General features: G+C 41.3%; 15 protein-coding genes. 11 read left to right on the forward strand and 4 right to left on the reverse strand.

The window, feature by feature from the left end:
- Window positions 1–187 precede the first annotated feature (187 nt).
- Both EXT43_RS18700 and EXT43_RS18705 read right to left on the reverse strand, forming a co-directional pair.
- Entirely contained in the window at window positions 188–2,122 is a 1,935-nt protein-coding gene (locus EXT43_RS18700) for a methyl-accepting chemotaxis protein (RefSeq protein WP_130167658.1), read from the reverse strand.
- Window positions 2,123–2,351: 229 nt separating this feature from the next.
- Window positions 2,352–3,317 carry an AraC family transcriptional regulator gene (locus EXT43_RS18705; RefSeq protein ID WP_062565751.1) on the reverse strand — a complete coding sequence of 322 codons (966 nt, stop codon included), beginning with the start codon at window positions 3,315–3,317 and terminating at the stop codon, window positions 2,352–2,354.
- A gap of 97 nt (window positions 3,318–3,414) precedes the next feature.
- On the opposite strand from EXT43_RS18705, the gene EXT43_RS18710 reads away from it, so the two are divergent.
- From EXT43_RS18710 to EXT43_RS18760, 11 genes are all read left to right on the forward strand, one after another.
- Window positions 3,415–3,735 carry a DUF962 domain-containing protein gene (locus EXT43_RS18710; protein ID WP_054562470.1) on the forward strand — a complete coding sequence of 107 codons (321 nt, stop codon included), beginning with the start codon at window positions 3,415–3,417 and terminating at the stop codon, window positions 3,733–3,735.
- Between the two features lie 9 nt (window positions 3,736–3,744).
- Entirely contained in the window at window positions 3,745–4,494 is a 750-nt protein-coding gene (locus EXT43_RS18715) for a class II aldolase/adducin family protein (protein WP_062565752.1), read from the forward strand.
- Between the two features lie 9 nt (window positions 4,495–4,503).
- On the forward strand, window positions 4,504–5,391 hold the full coding sequence (locus EXT43_RS18720) for a bile acid:sodium symporter family protein (RefSeq protein WP_130167659.1): 888 nt from the start codon (window positions 4,504–4,506) through the stop codon (window positions 5,389–5,391).
- Between the two features lie 256 nt (window positions 5,392–5,647).
- Window positions 5,648–6,553, forward strand: a complete 906-nt coding sequence (locus EXT43_RS18725; protein ID WP_062565753.1) for a GGDEF domain-containing protein — start codon at window positions 5,648–5,650, stop codon at window positions 6,551–6,553.
- A 122-nt stretch (window positions 6,554–6,675) separates the two neighbouring features.
- Window positions 6,676–7,629 carry a slipin family protein gene (locus EXT43_RS18730; protein ID WP_054562473.1) on the forward strand — a complete coding sequence of 318 codons (954 nt, stop codon included), beginning with the start codon at window positions 6,676–6,678 and terminating at the stop codon, window positions 7,627–7,629.
- Between the two features lie 8 nt (window positions 7,630–7,637).
- A complete protein-coding gene (locus tag EXT43_RS18735) occupies window positions 7,638–8,090 on the forward strand; it encodes an activity regulator of membrane protease YbbK (RefSeq protein ID WP_062565754.1) in 453 nt (150 codons plus the stop codon).
- Window positions 8,091–8,193: 103 nt separating this feature from the next.
- Entirely contained in the window at window positions 8,194–9,030 is an 837-nt protein-coding gene (locus EXT43_RS18740; RefSeq protein ID WP_062565755.1) for a patatin family protein, read from the forward strand.
- An 88-nt stretch (window positions 9,031–9,118) separates the two neighbouring features.
- Window positions 9,119–11,317 (forward strand): hypothetical protein, encoded by a 2,199-nt coding sequence (locus EXT43_RS18745; protein WP_062565756.1) that lies wholly within the window; start codon window positions 9,119–9,121, stop codon window positions 11,315–11,317.
- A gap of 200 nt (window positions 11,318–11,517) precedes the next feature.
- The gene (locus EXT43_RS18750) at window positions 11,518–13,143 is read left to right on the forward strand and encodes a methyl-accepting chemotaxis protein (RefSeq protein WP_062565757.1); all 1,626 of its coding nucleotides are present in this window, start codon (window positions 11,518–11,520) and stop codon (window positions 13,141–13,143) included.
- 36 nt (window positions 13,144–13,179) lie between these two features.
- Window positions 13,180–13,986, forward strand: a complete 807-nt coding sequence (locus EXT43_RS18755) for a transporter substrate-binding domain-containing protein (RefSeq protein ID WP_062565758.1) — start codon at window positions 13,180–13,182, stop codon at window positions 13,984–13,986.
- Window positions 13,987–13,988: 2 nt separating this feature from the next.
- A complete protein-coding gene (locus EXT43_RS18760; protein WP_062565759.1) occupies window positions 13,989–14,459 on the forward strand; it encodes a DM13 domain-containing protein in 471 nt (156 codons plus the stop codon).
- 100 nt (window positions 14,460–14,559) lie between these two features.
- On the opposite strand, the gene ahpF is transcribed toward EXT43_RS18760, so the two are convergent.
- Window positions 14,560–16,140 carry an alkyl hydroperoxide reductase subunit F gene (gene ahpF, locus EXT43_RS18765; RefSeq protein ID WP_062565760.1) on the reverse strand — a complete coding sequence of 527 codons (1,581 nt, stop codon included), beginning with the start codon at window positions 16,138–16,140 and terminating at the stop codon, window positions 14,560–14,562.
- A 155-nt stretch (window positions 16,141–16,295) separates the two neighbouring features.
- On the reverse strand, window positions 16,296–16,865 hold the full coding sequence (gene ahpC, locus EXT43_RS18770) for an alkyl hydroperoxide reductase subunit C (RefSeq protein ID WP_054553958.1): 570 nt from the start codon (window positions 16,863–16,865) through the stop codon (window positions 16,296–16,298).
- Between the last annotated feature and the right edge of the window lie 121 nt (window positions 16,866–16,986).

Raw genomic sequence — 16,986 nt, forward strand, 5'->3', positions numbered from 1 at the left:
AAACGCACTAAAAACTTAGTTAATAGTCCCTTTTTGAAAGTTTTTTGCACGATGTGTTGCTAATAAGAAAGGAATTAGCAGCGAATAAGTAAACTGAATCACTCACTTGTAAGCTAAAAAATAGTAAGGCGTTAACAACACGTGTTGTTAACGCCTTTTACTCGAAGCAGATTTAAAAAGCAGGCTATTAAACTTTAAACTGACTGACTAAATCTTTAAGGTGCTGAGCACGCGATAATAAGCTTTGCGTACCACGCTGTTGTTGCTCAGCGTTATCATGTATTTGCATTGCACTGTCTGAAATATCATGAGCCGACTGATTGATATGCTCAACCACCGTGCCCTGCTCTTCTGTGGCTGCTGCAACTTGGTGATTGCCTTGGCTTATAATCTCAAACTTCTGCTGAATAGACTGAAGTGCAGACACTGCAATATGCGTAAGTTCTGTGACCTTTTGACTACTTTGCGTACCTTCGGCAATCGCTTCTTGTGATTGCAATGATGAGCTTTGTAAGCGCGAAATCTGTTCCCTAATTTCAGAAGTCGATGTTTGCGTACGCTGTGCAAGTGAGCGTACTTCATCAGCAACCACCGCAAAGCCACGGCCTTGCTCACCCGCCCTTGCTGCTTCAATTGCCGCATTGAGTGCCAATAAGTTAGTTTGCTCTGAAATTGCATTGATCACTTCAACAACCGAGTTGATCTCAGCTGCTTGATTAGCAAACTCACCGATACTTTTATCAACCGTGATCAAAATATCATTCAATTCATTCATGGTTTGTGCTGTGGCAGCCATACTTTGATTGGTTTGCACGGTTTCTCGTACCGCTTCTTCCGTGTCACTTGCTGTACGATGAGCAATATCAGACACCTCGTTAATAGTTTGCCCCATTTCTGTAATAGCTGTGGCAACTTGATCGGTTTGCGCGCGCTGATCTTCGGTAGCAACAAAGGTTTTATTGGCAAAGCTCGCAAGATCGTCGATCCCTTCTCGCATCGCTTGCTCTGTGACACTGATTTCATCCACCAGCTCGGCTACTTTACCAATAATGGCATTAAAGCCCTTAGCAAGATGTCCCAGCTCATTATCAACACTGTCATCTAAACGTTTTGTTAAATCACCGCCGTGACCTGCCATGCCCAGTAGTTCATCACCAACACTGCGTATTTTCTTACTTAGCCAATTAGCAAAATAAAGTGTAAGCACCAAAAAGATACCCGCAAGCACGACACTTACGATAATCGACATCCAAACGACTGTATTAATCGCGCTTGATATCTCTTGCTTAGGCTGAACCGCTACAAGAGTAAGGCCTGTTCCTTCAATTGGCATAACCCCAGCATAAACATCTTCATCTGCGAGCTCGACTTGCGATAGAGTAAAGCCAATATGTTTGCTGCTCAAAAAGCTTTGTAATGCGCTTAATGAAGCGACGCTTGTGACTTGTTTACCAATATAAGCATCGTTTGCGTGTGCAATAATTCGCTTGCTGTCATCAATTAAGAATAAATACCCTTGCTCACCAATTTTACGCGACGTAACAATGCTAGAAATATCTGAAATATCATAACCAAGCCCTGCCACACCGAGGCGTTGCCCTGCAATTTCAACCAAGGTGTTAACGTATAAAGTGAGGTGTCCACCCTGCTCACTCACATCTAAGGCGAGCGCTTGGCGTTTATCTGAGCTAATAAAGTCAAAAAACCAACTGTCTCTTGGCTCACTTTGTGAGATTGATTTGAAAAAGCCGTCTTGTGTGTAATAACTCATTGAGTTTTTGCTTACCCAAAACACCGATGACGCACCGCTTTTTCTTTGTAAGTCAGCAAAGTACGCCATAACACGTTGATGAATTGGCGAGCTTTTCTCACCTTCGTTCATCCACGTATGCAGAATTTGGTTTTCAGCTAAAGACTGTGACACAGAGATCGGGTAACGCATTTGAGCGTCAATTTCGGCAGCCACTTTACCCACAGCGTCAGGCAATAATTGCTTTTCGGTTTGTTGGTAATAAAGCCGAGAAAATTGGCTGGTATTGATTAAGGCGCTAACCACAGTGACAACAAACAATGCAATTAACACAAAACTAATAAAAATAGTGCGCAGCGATAGATTTCGCATTCAGCAAGCCTCATACTTAATGGTGGAGTTTTGGTTTTAGATCATCCTTGCGTCCTATCAATAATTTTAGGTAACAAGTCTGTGTTAAGCAATTGCTATTTAAGCTTTTACTGTTGTTTTTGTATGAATAATTATCAAACTCAAACAGAATAGGAACAAACGCCAACTTGTACCTTTTTTCTAGTTAAAACAATAGATACAAACAGCTCACTGAAAAAAGCCGTGCTTATTATGACCCTGCTATTATTGCCATTTTTTGCTTGTAGGTTTTTGGCGACATGCCATACCAGCGATGAAATGCATGATGGAATGCGCTAATTTCAGAGTAGCCACATAGAAAGGCTATTTCTGTGACTGAGAGATCTGTTTCGTTTAACAATGACACACTTTTTTGCTGTCTTAATCTTGCTAATTCGTTACTAAAATTTGTACCCTCTTTTGCAAGACGGCGCTGCAGTGTTTTTTCACTCATATTAAGTGCTTTTGCCATTGCTTTACTGGTAATTTGGCCTTGAATTAAATGCTCTTCAAGTAAAATTCTAAGTACCTGTGTCACATTCGTTTGTGTCACCAGTTTCATCTGGCTTGATAACACAGGTTCACTATCGGTATTTTCGCTAAAAAACAGGCTATGGGTCGTTGCGCCGTATTCAATTTTGCAATTAAAGTGCGTATTAATCTCACTGTGTGGCTCTTTACGTTGCAAGCAAATTCGCGTTGGGTGCCAATCTTTTCCCTTTACAGTGCGTGCTATTTTTACACAAAACGCCATGGGCGCTTCGTAGCTTAGCAGTGACATATCACGTTCACCATCACTAAAGTTAAAGCGAAGCTCATACTCACTACCGTGATCGATCAAAGATACATTATGGGTATCGCCCATTAATTTTTGATAACGCAATATCAGCCGAAAAGCACTCAATAACTGAGTTGACTGAATAATCGCCATGCCTACCACCGGAATAGCGCGTACATTCATGTTACTGCCAACATAAAGACCTAAATGGGTGTTTGGTAACATGGCTTGCGCCTGCTTCCAAAGCATACTGACACTGGCTTGTGGGTATCGGGCTGTTTGGCTACTTAATTCTGCCAAAGGAATATTTGCCGCTGCAAACAATTCATTAATTGGTAAACCCTGCCACTTAAACGACTCAGCCATAGCACGAAGCCACCAGCTTGATAAGGTTCTCATGCACGTCCTAAATAAACAATTTAATGACCTATATTATCAAGTAAATAAAAGAATAAAAGCCTATTGTTAACCTGTAATTAACAACGGAGACAACAATATGGGCACTGTAGCAAGTAAACGCGAGTTCGCGAGCTTTAAAGAGTTTTACCCCTATTACTTACAAGAACACAAAAATAAAGTCTGTCGACGCTTACATTTCATTGGCAGTTGGATTGTTTTGGCTATTTTGTTTGCCGCTATTTATCAGCAGCAATATAGCTGGCTAATTTTATGCCCAGTTGTGGGCTATGGCTTTGCTTGGGTTGGTCATTTCTTTTTTGAAAAAAATCGCCCCGCTACTTTTACACACCCTTTTTATAGCTTTATTGGTGATTGGGTCATGTTTAAAGACATTATTATTCGCAAAGTACCATTTTAGGAAAACACCATGACCATGAAACACACAGTATCAGAGCAAGAATGGCAAGCCCGTGTTGAGCTCGCTGCCGCGTATCGCCTAGTTGCTATATATGGCTGGGATGATTTAATTTTTACCCATATTTCAATGCGTGTTCCCGGCACAGATAACGAATTTTTGATAAACCCGTATGGCATGATGTTTCACGAAATTACCGCATCAAGTCTTATCAAAGTAGATCAACAATGTAATAAGCTGCATGACAGTGAATACCCAGTTAATCCTGCGGGGTTTAATATTCATAGCTGTATTCATATGGCGCGTGATGATGCCCATTGCGTTATTCACACCCACTCACTCAATGGCACGGCAGTGTCTGCTAACAAAGACGGCTTATTGCCTATCTCTCAGCAAGCTGTTGTTGTGCACTCAGGTTTGGGTTATCACGACTACGAGGGCATTGCCCTTAACCCTGCTGAGCAAGACCGTTTAGTGAATGACCTAGGTTCTAATAACTTTCTAATGCTACGTAATCATGGCCTATTAACAGTAGGTAAAACGGTCGCTGATGCATTTTTGTTTATGTATGTTTTTGAAGCTGCATGCGCTGTACAAACTCGTACTTCACAAAATACCGAGCAACTCGTACAAGTACCTAGCGCGATTATTGAGGGTATCAAAGGGCAAACTGAAGTTGCTACTAAGGGACTGGGTGGCGCAATTGCTTGGCCTGCCTTACTGCGCTTACTCGACAATAAAAGTCCGGGTTACGATCAATAAGGATATACCATGCAAATTGATATCATGACTAAAATAGTGCTGCCTTTAGCACTATTTATCATCATGTTTGGCATGGGGTTAGGGCTTAAAAAGCAAGACTTTGGGGCATTATTTATTAGCCCCAAAGCACTTTCATTAGGCTTAAGCTGCCAACTACTGTTATTGCCAAGCGTTGCGTTTTTATTAGCAATGAGTTTTACCCTAACCCCAGAGCTCGCTATAGGTCTGATTTTAGTAGCTTGCTGCCCTGGCGGTGTGACCTCAAACCTTTATACCTATTTATTCAAAGGGGATGTTGCGCTGTCAATAAGTCTAACAACGCTAGCCACATTTATCTCACCCTTTACCTTGCCACTGATTATGCATTTTGCCATGCAAACATTGAGTGTGCCGGGCCACGAATTCGCTTTGCCAGTGATTAAAACCATAGTGCAAATGCTGATGATAACGGTGCTTCCTGTTTGCTTAGGAATGGTATTTAATCACTTTAAACCCCATTTGAGCTTGAAAATAGAACCCTTTATACGTCGTTTTTCGAGTGTGTTCTTAATTGTGATAGTGCTTAGCATTATTCATAAAAATGCTGACCAAATGCTGAGTTTTTTTGCGACCAGTGGCATTGCAACGCTGACATTAAACCTCAGCACGCTGTTACTAGGGCTGTTTTTTGCAAAAATATCGGGCTTAGATCACAAGCAACAAATGAGCATTGCGGTTGAAGTTGGGCTACAAAATGGCACTCTTGCCATTTTAATTGCGAGTACCTTAATCAATAATGCCGCCATGGCAATTCCTGGAGCAACCTATAGCTTATCAATGTTTGTAACGGGTTATATTTTTTGTCGCTTATTTAGCGCGCATCATACAAAACACCTTGCCATTCTCAACAAAGCATAAAAGCCAAAGTGATGACTAAAAACAAGGAAGTTTTTAATCACACAGTAATAAAAAATAGTTAAAATTTGAGATAACCAAACGAGTCTAAAACACACCTAATAACAAAGTTCATCACCCATTCCAACTATTAATTTTTTATTTATTTTTCAAAACTATACATAAATCATTAGTTATAATTTTTGCTCTGTGGTCAGTCTTGTTTAATAATATATTTTCGTTCACTATCAATTTATGGCTTGTTATATAGGGACATATTGTGGCCGAACTTAATAACTCTAAATTGCCCGTTCATGTTGCTGAATTAAAGTTTGCACTTGATAACGTACCCGCATACGTTTACATAAAAAATGAGCTCGGGCATTACGTTTATGCTAATAAGCTTACCTTGAGTTTATTTGCTTGCTCTGAGCAAGAATTACAACATAGAAGTGATGTGGACTTTTTCCCAATTCCTGACGTAAAAAAGCTAGCCAAAATAGACAAGCGGGTGCTCAGCGGTGAGCGTACCCGTGAAGAAGTTGAGCTTACCTTTCCCGACGGACACCAATATATTTTCTGGGAAGTGAAAACCCCTATTATTTGCGACACAGAGCCTAACAAAGTCATCGGCATTTTAGGTATTGCAACAGACATTACCGAACGAAAACACCTTGAAGAACAACTCCTCTACGCTGCCTCCACCGACCCGCTAACTGAACTTTTAAACCGCCGCTATTTTTATATTCGCTTATCGCTTGCGTTACAAATGAGCAAGCGCGACCAAAACTATGGTGCAGTAATATTTATCGACCTCAATAAGTTTAAAAAGTTAAACGACCAATATGGCCACAATACCGGCGATGCTTACCTTGTTGAAATTGCTAATCGAATGAAAACGGTTGTGCGCGAAAAAGACTGTTTAGCTCGCATTGGTGGCGATGAGTTTGTTGTATTACTTGAAGGGCTTGGTCGTGATGAGCAAACAGCCAAACAAAATGCCTATCGCGTTGCCGATAAACTGCAAACAGCCATCGAAGTTGAGTTTATTCACCAAGATCTTAACTATAAGGGCTCAGCCAGTGTCGGCGTCACCATGTTTTTAGGTACACAAAAAACAGCCGATGAAATCGTCGCACAAGCTGATCAGCACATGTATTTGATAAAACATGCACTTAAGTATTAATACAAATCCTAAATAATTGGACGGTTTTTAAGCTGGTTGCAATTACAAATCATTGGCGCAGGTTGCTTTGTGGTGGTAATCTGAGCAGTGAAAAATAATATTAATTGTATTAAGGAAAGTACATGGACCCCGTTTCTAGCATTTTAGACCTGTTGTTAAATGTAGAAGTCTTTCTTCTAATTTTTGTTTTAGTACTACTAAAAAGTAGCGTTAAATTTGTGCCGCAAAATCGTGCCTGGTTAATCGAGCGTTTTGGTAAGTACCATTCGACCAAAGAAGCCGGCTTAAACTTTATTGTGCCATTTATCGACCGTATTGCCGCTGACCGCAGCTTAAAAGAACAAGCGCAAGATGTGCCTTCGCAGTCTGCTATCACTAAAGATAACATCTCGCTTATCGTCGATGGTGTGCTGTATTTCCGCGTGCTTGACCCGTATAAAGCCACGTATGGTGTTGATGACTATGTATTTGCGGTTACTCAGCTATCGCAAACAACGATGCGTTCTGAACTTGGTAAAATGGAACTAGATAAAACCTTTGAAGAGCGCGACATGTTAAACACCAACATAGTTACCGCGATTAACCAAGCATCTGAGCCTTGGGGTATTCAGGTTTTACGTTACGAAATTAAAGATATTGTGCCACCTAATTCTGTAATGGAAGCCATGGAAGCACAAATGAAAGCTGAGCGTGTAAAACGTGCGCAAATTTTAGAGTCTGAAGGTGACCGTCAGTCTGCCATCAACGTGGCAGAAGGTAAAAAGCAAGCCCAAGTCCTTGCTGCCGAAGCTGAAAAAGCCGAGCAAATTTTACGCGCTGAAGGTGAAGCGAAAGCGATTATCGCCGTTGCTGAAGCACAAGCAGATGCACTACGTAAAGTAGGTGAAGCCGCTGACACCGAACAAGGCCAAAAAGCAATTCAACTCGACCTTGCCACAAAAGCCATTGCTGCTAAAGAAGCCATTGCTCGTGAATCATCTGTGGTATTACTTCCTGAGAGTGGTACTGACGCAAGCTCGCTTGTAGCTCAAGGTATGTCTATTATTAACTCTTTGAATAAAAAGCAACAAAGTTAGGTGAGCTAATGGCATTTTTAGATACCCATTTAGCCGAAGCACTGATGATTATAGGTGTTATCGCGCTAATTGTTGAAGTTGCTGTACTGGGTATGAGTACCTATGTATTACTGTTTTTAGGCTTATCTTTATTTGCCAGTGGCTTACTAATGAATATAGGTCTACTTGATACGAGTTACACTACCGCGCTTTGGAGCAATATCGTGTTTACTCTTGGTTTTGCACTCGTGCTTTGGAAACCTCTCAAACGCATGCAGGATAAAACCGATACTAAGCCGATACATAGCGATTTTGCTGAGCTTACCTTTGTCGTTAATGCCGATGTTGATGATAAAGGGTTAACCACACATCAGTATTCGGGTATTACATGGCAATTAAAAAGTCAGTCTCCCATTGCTGCTGGTAGCACAGTAAAAGTAACCGACAAACAAGTTGGCGTACTTTGGGTAGAGGCGCTATAACTCAGCAATAGTTAAACCTCATTTAGAGCCAAAACTCTATTTAGTTTTGTAACCGTGTTTGCTATGGTTAGAAGCACTCACGGTTACAAGCAAGGTTGCAAAAATGAACAATAATAAGGCACTCGTTGTAGAAGGTGGCGCAATGCGTGGTATTTTTGCCACTGGCGTACTAGATGCTTTTATTCAAGCCAATTACCAACCTTTTAATCAATGCTATGGTGTTTCTGCCGGAGCCACTAACATTGCTGCCTATTTGTGCGCCCAATACAAACGTAACCATGCAGTGATCACCGATTACTCTTGCCGGCCAGAGTTCATCGATTTTGTTCGTTTTATCAAAGGTGGTCACCTGTTTGATTTAGACTGGCTGTGGCAAGAAACCATCCGTGATATTCGTCTAGATCTCGACACCTTCGAAAAACAAGCTAGTGAATTTTATATTGTCACAACCAACATACAAACTGGACAGGCAGAGTACTTAAAAGCAAATGCAACTCATCTTGAACAGCAATTAAAAGCCTCTTGTGCGCTGCCGATTGCTTATCGAGAATTTCCTGTTATCGACAATTTGCAACTTACTGATGGTGGCGTGGCAGATTCTATTCCAATCCGTAAAGCATACGAGATGGGCAATAAGGAAATCACCGTTATTTTATCTCAGCCTCTTGGCTATAAGAAAAAGCCTTCAAAAGCGCCTTGGTTCGTCAAACGTCTTTATAAAAACACCCCTGCATTAGCAGAAGCCACCTTAAGACGCGCAGAAAATTACAATCAAAGCATTGATTTTATTACCAACCCACCAAGCGATTGTAAAATTAATATTATTGCACCGCCACCCAACTTTGCAGTTGGTCGAACAACAAAATCATTTGAAAAACTCAGTGCGGGCTATGAAATGGGCTTAAATGCGGGCTCAAATTTTTTAACTCAAGTTGCCTAAGCTAACGCTTTAAAAATAGGAACAATTTTTAAGCGTTTTCGATGTCATTGGCTATACTTTTAAGAGTTATGTTAGCCAAGGATTGACCATGAAACTCCCCCTACCTTTTATTATTGCCTGCAGGCTTTTAATACTCTCTTTTCTATGTTTGTTTTCATTTTTTAGCCAAGCCATTGAGTGGCCTCAACAAGTGCAAACGTCACAAGGCACACTCATTGTTTACCAGCCACAACCCGAGAAACTAAACGGTAATACTTTAACAGCCCGTGCAGCGATGTCATTTTCGGTTTCAGGCAATGACGCTGTGTTTGGCGTATTTTGGTTTAGAGCTAAACTAGATACTGATCGCGAAAACGATACCGTCACCGTTCGCAATATCACTGTCACCGATGTACGCTGGCCTGAATCAAAAGATGCAGAAGAACAAAAATTTACTGCTGTCGTTAATGAAGCAATAAAAGCCAGTCAATTCGAAACCTCGCTTTCGCAACTCACCGCCAGCCTTGAAAGTGCAGAAGCAGCAGAACAAAGTTTAACGCAATTAAAAACCGACCCTCCAACGATTATTTTCAAAGAGCAACTGTCGGTATTACTGAGTTTTGATGGTGAACCTAAGTTTAGTAAAATTGAAAACAGCCAATATGAGCGTGCTTTAAACACCGCTATGACAGTGATTAAAGATAGCAAAAGCAAACTTTGTTATCTCACCGATGGGCAATTTTGGTATCAGGCAAAACAAGCCAAAGGGCCTTATGACTATACTCAGTCGCCACCGGCTGAACTTGTAAAAATGCTTCCTAATGATACCGAAAGCTCAGATCTAAGTGCACCACCAGCCATTGTTGTAGCAACTAAACCCACCGAACTTATTGCAACTGATGGCGCAGCTAAATGGAAAAGCTTAACTGGTGGCGAGCTCATGTATGTGTTTAACACTGAAACCCCGTGGCTACGTGAAATGCAAACGAATAACATGTATGTCTTGTTATCTGGGCGCTGGTATCGTGCAAAACAACAAACAGGCCCATGGACATTTGTACGCGGCGATGAACTACCAGAAAGCTTTGCCAATATTCCACCTGAATCAGATTTAGGGGGCCTCAGAGTTTCAGTTGCCGGTACTGAAGAAGCTGAAGAAGCTGTATTAGATGCAAAAGTGCCGCAAACAGCGGCTATCAGCCGTAAAGATACCAGTTTAACTGTGTACTATGATGGCAAACCTAAGTTTGAACGGATCCCGGGCACGCAAGTTTCTTATGCGATTAATACGGATGCACAAGTGCTGCAAATTAAAGGCAAATATTATGCAGTCGATAATGCGGTGTGGTTTAAGGCAGATTCCGCACAAGGGCCTTGGCTTGTTGCTGATAGCATTCCAAAAGATGACATCGCAAAAATTCCTCCAAGTTCCCCCGTATACAACGTCACTTACGTCGAGATATACGAATCAACTCCTGAGGTGGTGTATGTTGGTTATTACCCAGGTTACATGTGGTCATACCCTTATTATGGCGTGCCAGTGTATGGTACAGGTTGGTATTACCCACCATACTGGGGCGGTGGCTACTACTACCCTCGCCCACCGACTTGGGGTTTTAATATTGGCTATAACAACTGGACAGGTTGGTCGTTTGGCTTAAGTTGGAGCAATGGTTTTTTAAATTTAGGGATGAATTGGAATGTTGGATGGCCAACCCATTATCGACCTTATCATTGCTGTAATGGCTGGTATGGCGGTGGTTACCGCGGCCCAGTTATTATTAATAATGGCAATATCAATATTGGTAACAAAATTAATGTCGGTCATAAACCGGGCCACCATAATAAGCAACCAAGGCATAATATTTATAAACGCGATCAGAGTAAGTCTCGTCTCGCTTCAAAGCAGCAAGTGAAACGCGATTTAAAAACAGCCATCAGCCAACGCGATAAAGCAAACAACGTGTTTGCGGATCAAAAAGGTAACGTGCTCAAGCGTGATGCCGATAAATGGCAACAACGTGTTGAGGGTAAATGGCAAACATTACCTACCGATAAACAGCAACAAATCAAAGATCGGGCACAAAATATTGACCGCCAACAAGTGCAAAATAAATTGCAAAGCATAGATAAAAGTAAAGCGAAGCAAACATTGCAGCAACGCCAGCACACTCAAAATAGGCAACAAAATCGTATGCAGCAATTAAATAGGGCAAATAGAGCACGTCAGCAAGGTATGCAGCGCCAACAAATGCGCCGTAATACACAAAGACAAATGCCTCGGCAAATGCCTAATCGCGGTCATTAATGTACAAATAGGAACAAAACAAAGCCAGTGTAAATACTGGCTTTGTTATCTTAACCAGAGCCAACGCACCTCTGTGGCTACCTTTAAGTCGTTATAGATATTTATCTCAAGAAAAACCCTGCAAAACAATTGCAAAAACTTGCTTAAAACTATTTCTCTATTAGTTTTAATACTAAGTCCTTACAAAAATTTGCACGCTCATGTTAAATAACTACACCGTTCGTACGCGATTAGCCGTCTTGGCTTTGTTACCGGTTACAGTTTTTGTGATCACCTCTATTTTTACAATGTCTATTATGTCGGGCATGGTAAAAGGCATCGACAGTTTGTATGACGATAGAGTCATCCCCCTTGAGCAGATAAAAACAGTATCGGACAATTACGCAGTTAGCATTGTTGATCTATTCCATAAATACCGCGCTGATCAAATTTCAAAAACTGACTTTCTATCCGCCGTTGAAAATGCAAAAAATGTTGCTGATAGCAAATGGAAAAGCTACTTAGGAACCAAGCTAACCACAGAAGAGCAGCGCTTAGTTAATATCGTGGAAAAGAATCTCGCTGTAGTAGAAAGCGAACTAAGCACATTTTTAAACCAAGTAAAAAGTGACCAACTTAAAGCAGTACCTAACGAGGTATTCGTAAAAAATCTTTACGATGTGTTTGACCCACTCAGTGAAAGCTATCAAGGGCTAATAAGCTTACAAATCAATGAGGCTAACAAGTTTAAAAACGCCGCAGATAAAGATTTTGCTCAAGTCAGTATCGCTATGACTGCCTCTATCACTATATTAATAATTTTATTATTGGCTATTGCCTTTATTATATACCGCTCTATCCATAACCCATTGTTATCGTTAAGTGAAACGATAGGTTCTATCTCTGAAAATGCCGACTTACGTCTGCGCGCAAAAACCCATGGTAATGACGAAATAGCCCAAGCAGCACATCATTTTAATGCCATGATGGAGCGCATTCATGCATTAGTAAATGATGTAACGAGCGCCACTCTCACCCTTTCATCTGCTGCTGAGCAAATGAACTCAATTAGCGACCAAGTTGCAAGCACAGCCACAGAGCAAGAGCATCAATCAGCAATGATTGCCACCGCCATTACACAAATGAGTAGTGCCATTGAACAAGTGGCCGCAAATGCATTATCAACATCAGAAAAAGCCACTCACACTGATAAAACAGCCAAGCTGGGTCAGCAGTCTGTGCAAGAAAATATCGATGCAATAAACCGTTTATCACACATCGTTAATGCGAATACAAAACTAATCAATGAGTTAAATACACAATCAACCGATATCAATCAAGTGGTGATGATGATCCAAGGTGTTGCAGAACAAACCAATTTACTCGCTTTAAATGCAGCTATTGAAGCGGCACGCGCTGGTGAGTCGGGTCGCGGTTTCGCAGTAGTAGCCGATGAAGTAAGGCAGCTTGCACACAACACGCAAAAAGCCACAGCCAGTATTAACGAAATGATCAGTAAACTACAAACAATGGCGCAGCAAGCAGTGACCGCCATGGGTAATGCTGACGAAAGTGCTAAACAAAGTGTTGAATACGCAGAGCGCTCATCACAATTACTGACTGAAATTACTCAAGAAATGGCACTTATCGCCGATATGAACAACCAAGTATCCACCGCAACGGATGAGCAAACCACTGTTGCTAACGAACTAAGTTGTAATATTAATGAATTTAGTAGTAGCATTTCACTGGTTAGCGAAAGCTCGCAGCAAAATGCTCAAGCCAGCCAAGAATTGGCCTCACTGGCTTCGCGTCTACAACAACAGGTGCATGTTTTCAAAGTATAGTCGTATAAACGTGCGCTCAAAAAAGGACTTAAATTAATGAACAGAGCAATACTGATATTTCTAATGACATTTGCTCTGTCGAGTCTACAAGTATTAGCTCATGAACAAATTGTTATTCAGCTTGCTAAACCTAGTTATAACGATGCGGCGAAAAATCAATATATTCACGATATTCTCGACAAAAGTTTTGCCGCAATGGGGGCGGATGTTGTACTGCTTTACAATATTAAGCCTATGAATAATAAACGTGTTGTAGAGCAGCTAAGCCATAATAAAACAATTACCTTAGCATGGCTTTCTTTACCCCAGCAGCAAACTGATTCATTAGTCAGAACGACTATTCCTCTCTACAAGGGCTTACACGGCCAACGTTTGCTTATTATCCGCCATGAAGATCAAGAAAAGTTTAGCAAAATCGAAACCCTTGCTGATTTAACTCCCTTGGTTGGCCTACAAAAACAGAGCTGGTCTGATTATAGCGTACTGAAAAACAATGGTTTAACAGTCAATGGCGAGCTTGATTACCCAGGCATGATCAAAGCCCTTGAAACTGGACTCGGTGATTACTTTCCACGCTCAGTACTAGCTATTGGTAGCGAACTAAATAAACTAAAGCAGTTCAATTTTGTTATTGCACCAAACATTATGTTGCAATACCCCAGTGACTATTACTTTTACTTAAGTAAAAGTAATAGTCACATTAGAGATATGCTAGAACAAGGTATGCAAAAACTGCAGCAATCAGGTGAACTTGAGAAGCTCTATTTGCAATACTTTGGAGATGTTGAAAAACAATTTTCTTTAAAGCAACGTCACATCATAACGCTAAAAAATAAGGAGTAAGCATGCTAAAAGCGCTGATAATCATCATTATGACATTGGCGATTTTTGCTGCGGGTTTTATAGCTGGAGTGTACAGTTTACCTATTTTAACTGAACAACCAGCACCCGATATTGCTATTTTGAAGCAGCATCAAGGTCGATCGCAGTTTAGTGCAACGTTTAAGCCCGGCCTCAAAGGCTCAGATCGCTTTCATTATGGTGATGGCATGGTGTATCTAACGAATGATGCTATTTCTATGCAAGGCACGTTATCACCAGGTCCCGACTATCAACTTTATCTATCACGAAATTTCATTGATAACGAAGACGATTTTTTAGCACAAAAAGGCACCATGCAGCGTATTGCGGGGGTACGTTCGTTCAATGGCTTTAAATTAGTTGTACCACAAGGTATCGATGTCAGTGATTACAATACAGTAGTTATTTGGTGTGAAAGTTTTGAGGAGTTTATTACTGCAGCACAGTACCAATAGCTGTATTAATAAAAACAAAGCCGCCTTTGGAGAGGGCGGCTTTAAAGCGGCAGCTATGGGTGTGAGCTGCCTAATCAAGAGTCATTGTTTATGCAACTAATTAGGCTGCATCTTCTGTGCTTTGAGTTTCATCGCTGTGGCGAATTAAGTAATCAAATGCACCTAAGCTTGCCGTTGCACCACTGCCCATAGCAATAATGATTTGCTTAAACGGCGTTGTTGTTGCATCACCTGCCGCGTAAACACCCGGTAATGATGTTGCACCTTTGCTATCAATTTCGATTTCGCCAAAGCGAGTCAGTGATAACGCTGAATCTTTTAACCATTCAGTGTTTGGCACCAAGCCGATTTGCACAAAGATACCTGCAAGCTCAAGTGATTTTTCATCGCCAGAGATGCGGTCAATATAGCTTAAGCCTGTTACTCGTTTACCATCACCAACAACTTCTGTCGTTTGCGCGTTTTTGATAATAGTAATGTTGTTTAAGCTATTTGCTTTACGAATAAGTACTTCGTCAGCACGTAAGGTATCAGCAAATTCAAGCACAGTGACATGCTCAACAATGTTTGCAAGGTCGATTGCAGCTTCAATACCAGAGTTACCACCGCCGATAACAGCTACAGCTTTGCCTTTAAATAACGGACCATCACAGTGAGGACAATAAGCAACGCCATGACCGCGATACTCTTTCTCACCTGGCACGTTCATTTCACGCCAGCGTGCACCGGTTGCTAACACCACTGACTTAGCATTTAAGACCGCGCCATTTTCTAGCGTAATTTGATAATTATCTTGCTTAGTAAGCGATGCCGCACGTTGGTTTTGCATTACATCAACATCGTATTCTTTTACGTGCTCTTCAAGTTGTGCAACCAATTTAGGGCCTTCGGTCGCTTTAACTGATATAAAGTTTTCAATTGCTAATGTGTCTGATACCTGACCACCAAAACGCTCTGCAATCACACCCGTATTTAAGCCTTTACGTGCTGAATAAATTGCCGCAGAAGCGCCTGCAGGGCCACCACCAACAACAAGTACATCGAATAACTCTTTATCGTTCAGTGCTTCGGCTTGTCGTGCAGCCGCTTTGGTATCTACTTTATTTAAGATATCAGTCAGGTTTACAGCGCCTTGGCTGAATAACTCACCATTTAAGTACACAGCCGGTACTGCTAACACATTACGCTCGTTCACTTCGTCTTGGAACAAGGCGCCATCAATCATCGTAGCCGTAACATTTTCATTGTGTGCCGCCATCAGGTTAAGTGCTTGCACTACTTGCGGACATGTTTGACAACTCAATGAAATATACACTTCAAAGTTAAGCGGCCCAGGCAATGATTTAATTTGTTCAATTTCAGTCTCTGATGCCTTACTTGGATGACCGCCTGTATGCAGTAGAGCAAGGATCAAACTGGTGAATTCGTGGCCCATAGGCACACCCGCAAATGTGATTTGCGTATTGTTAATAGGTGAAGATACCACCACAGATGGACGACGCACATCTTGGCTAGGGTTATCTCGCACCGAAAATTTGTCGCTTAACGAAGCTAAATCGTTTGCTAAGTTTTTAAGTTCTGTTGATTTATTGCTGTCATCCAAGGCGATAAGCAGCTCAACAGGGCTGGTAATAGAAGCAAAGTGGCTTGTTAATTGGTTTTTGATATTCGTATCTAACATGGCTTAGCCCTTGAGTTCAGAATAAATAATCTAGAAAAATTTTAGGGATAACTGCCCATCACCCGCTAATGTGCTTAATGTGAGTTGTGATGGGCAATTAAGGTTGCATTGAGATAGCAAAGCAAAGCTTTGCTATCGTTTAATGCTGTGGCAAATTAGATTTTGCCAACTAGGTCTAGTGAAGGAGCAAGTGTCTCTTCACCTGGCTGCCATGATGCAGGACATACTTCACCGTCGTGGTTAGCAATGTACTGTGCAGCTTGTACTTTACGTACTAACTCTTTCGCGCTACGGCCGATGCCTAAGTCGTGAGTTTCGATTACTTTAATTTCGCCTTCAGGGTTCATTACGAATGTACCGCGAAGAGCAAGACCTTCGTCTTCAATCATCACACCGAAGTTACGTGTAATACGACCTGTAGGGTCACCAATCATTGGGAATTTGATTTTACCAATTGTGTCAGACGTATCGTGCCATGCTTTGTGAGTGAAGTGTGTGTCAGTAGATACTGAGTAAACTTCAACACCCATTTCTTGAAGTTGCTCGTAGTAATCAGCAACATCACCTAGCTCTGTAGGACATACGAAAGTGAAATCTGCTGGGTAGAAGAAGAAGATTGACCACTTACCTAGCACGTCTTTTTCTGTTAGTTCTACAAAGTCACCGTTGTGGTAAGCTGTTGCATTGAATGGTTGTAGTTTTGTGTTAATTAATGAAGTGCTCATAATATTCCTCATTGATGTATTTAAAAAAGTTTAATTAACGCAGCCTTGCGTCTGCTTGATTAATACAATAGAGGTGTGAGCGATCAAAATAAAATTGATTGTTTAGATTAAATTGATTTGT

Origin of the sequence: Pseudoalteromonas sp. CO109Y (assembly GCF_004208935.1) — a bacterium.
Classification (GTDB): Bacteria; Pseudomonadota; Gammaproteobacteria; order Enterobacterales; family Alteromonadaceae; genus Pseudoalteromonas; species Pseudoalteromonas shioyasakiensis.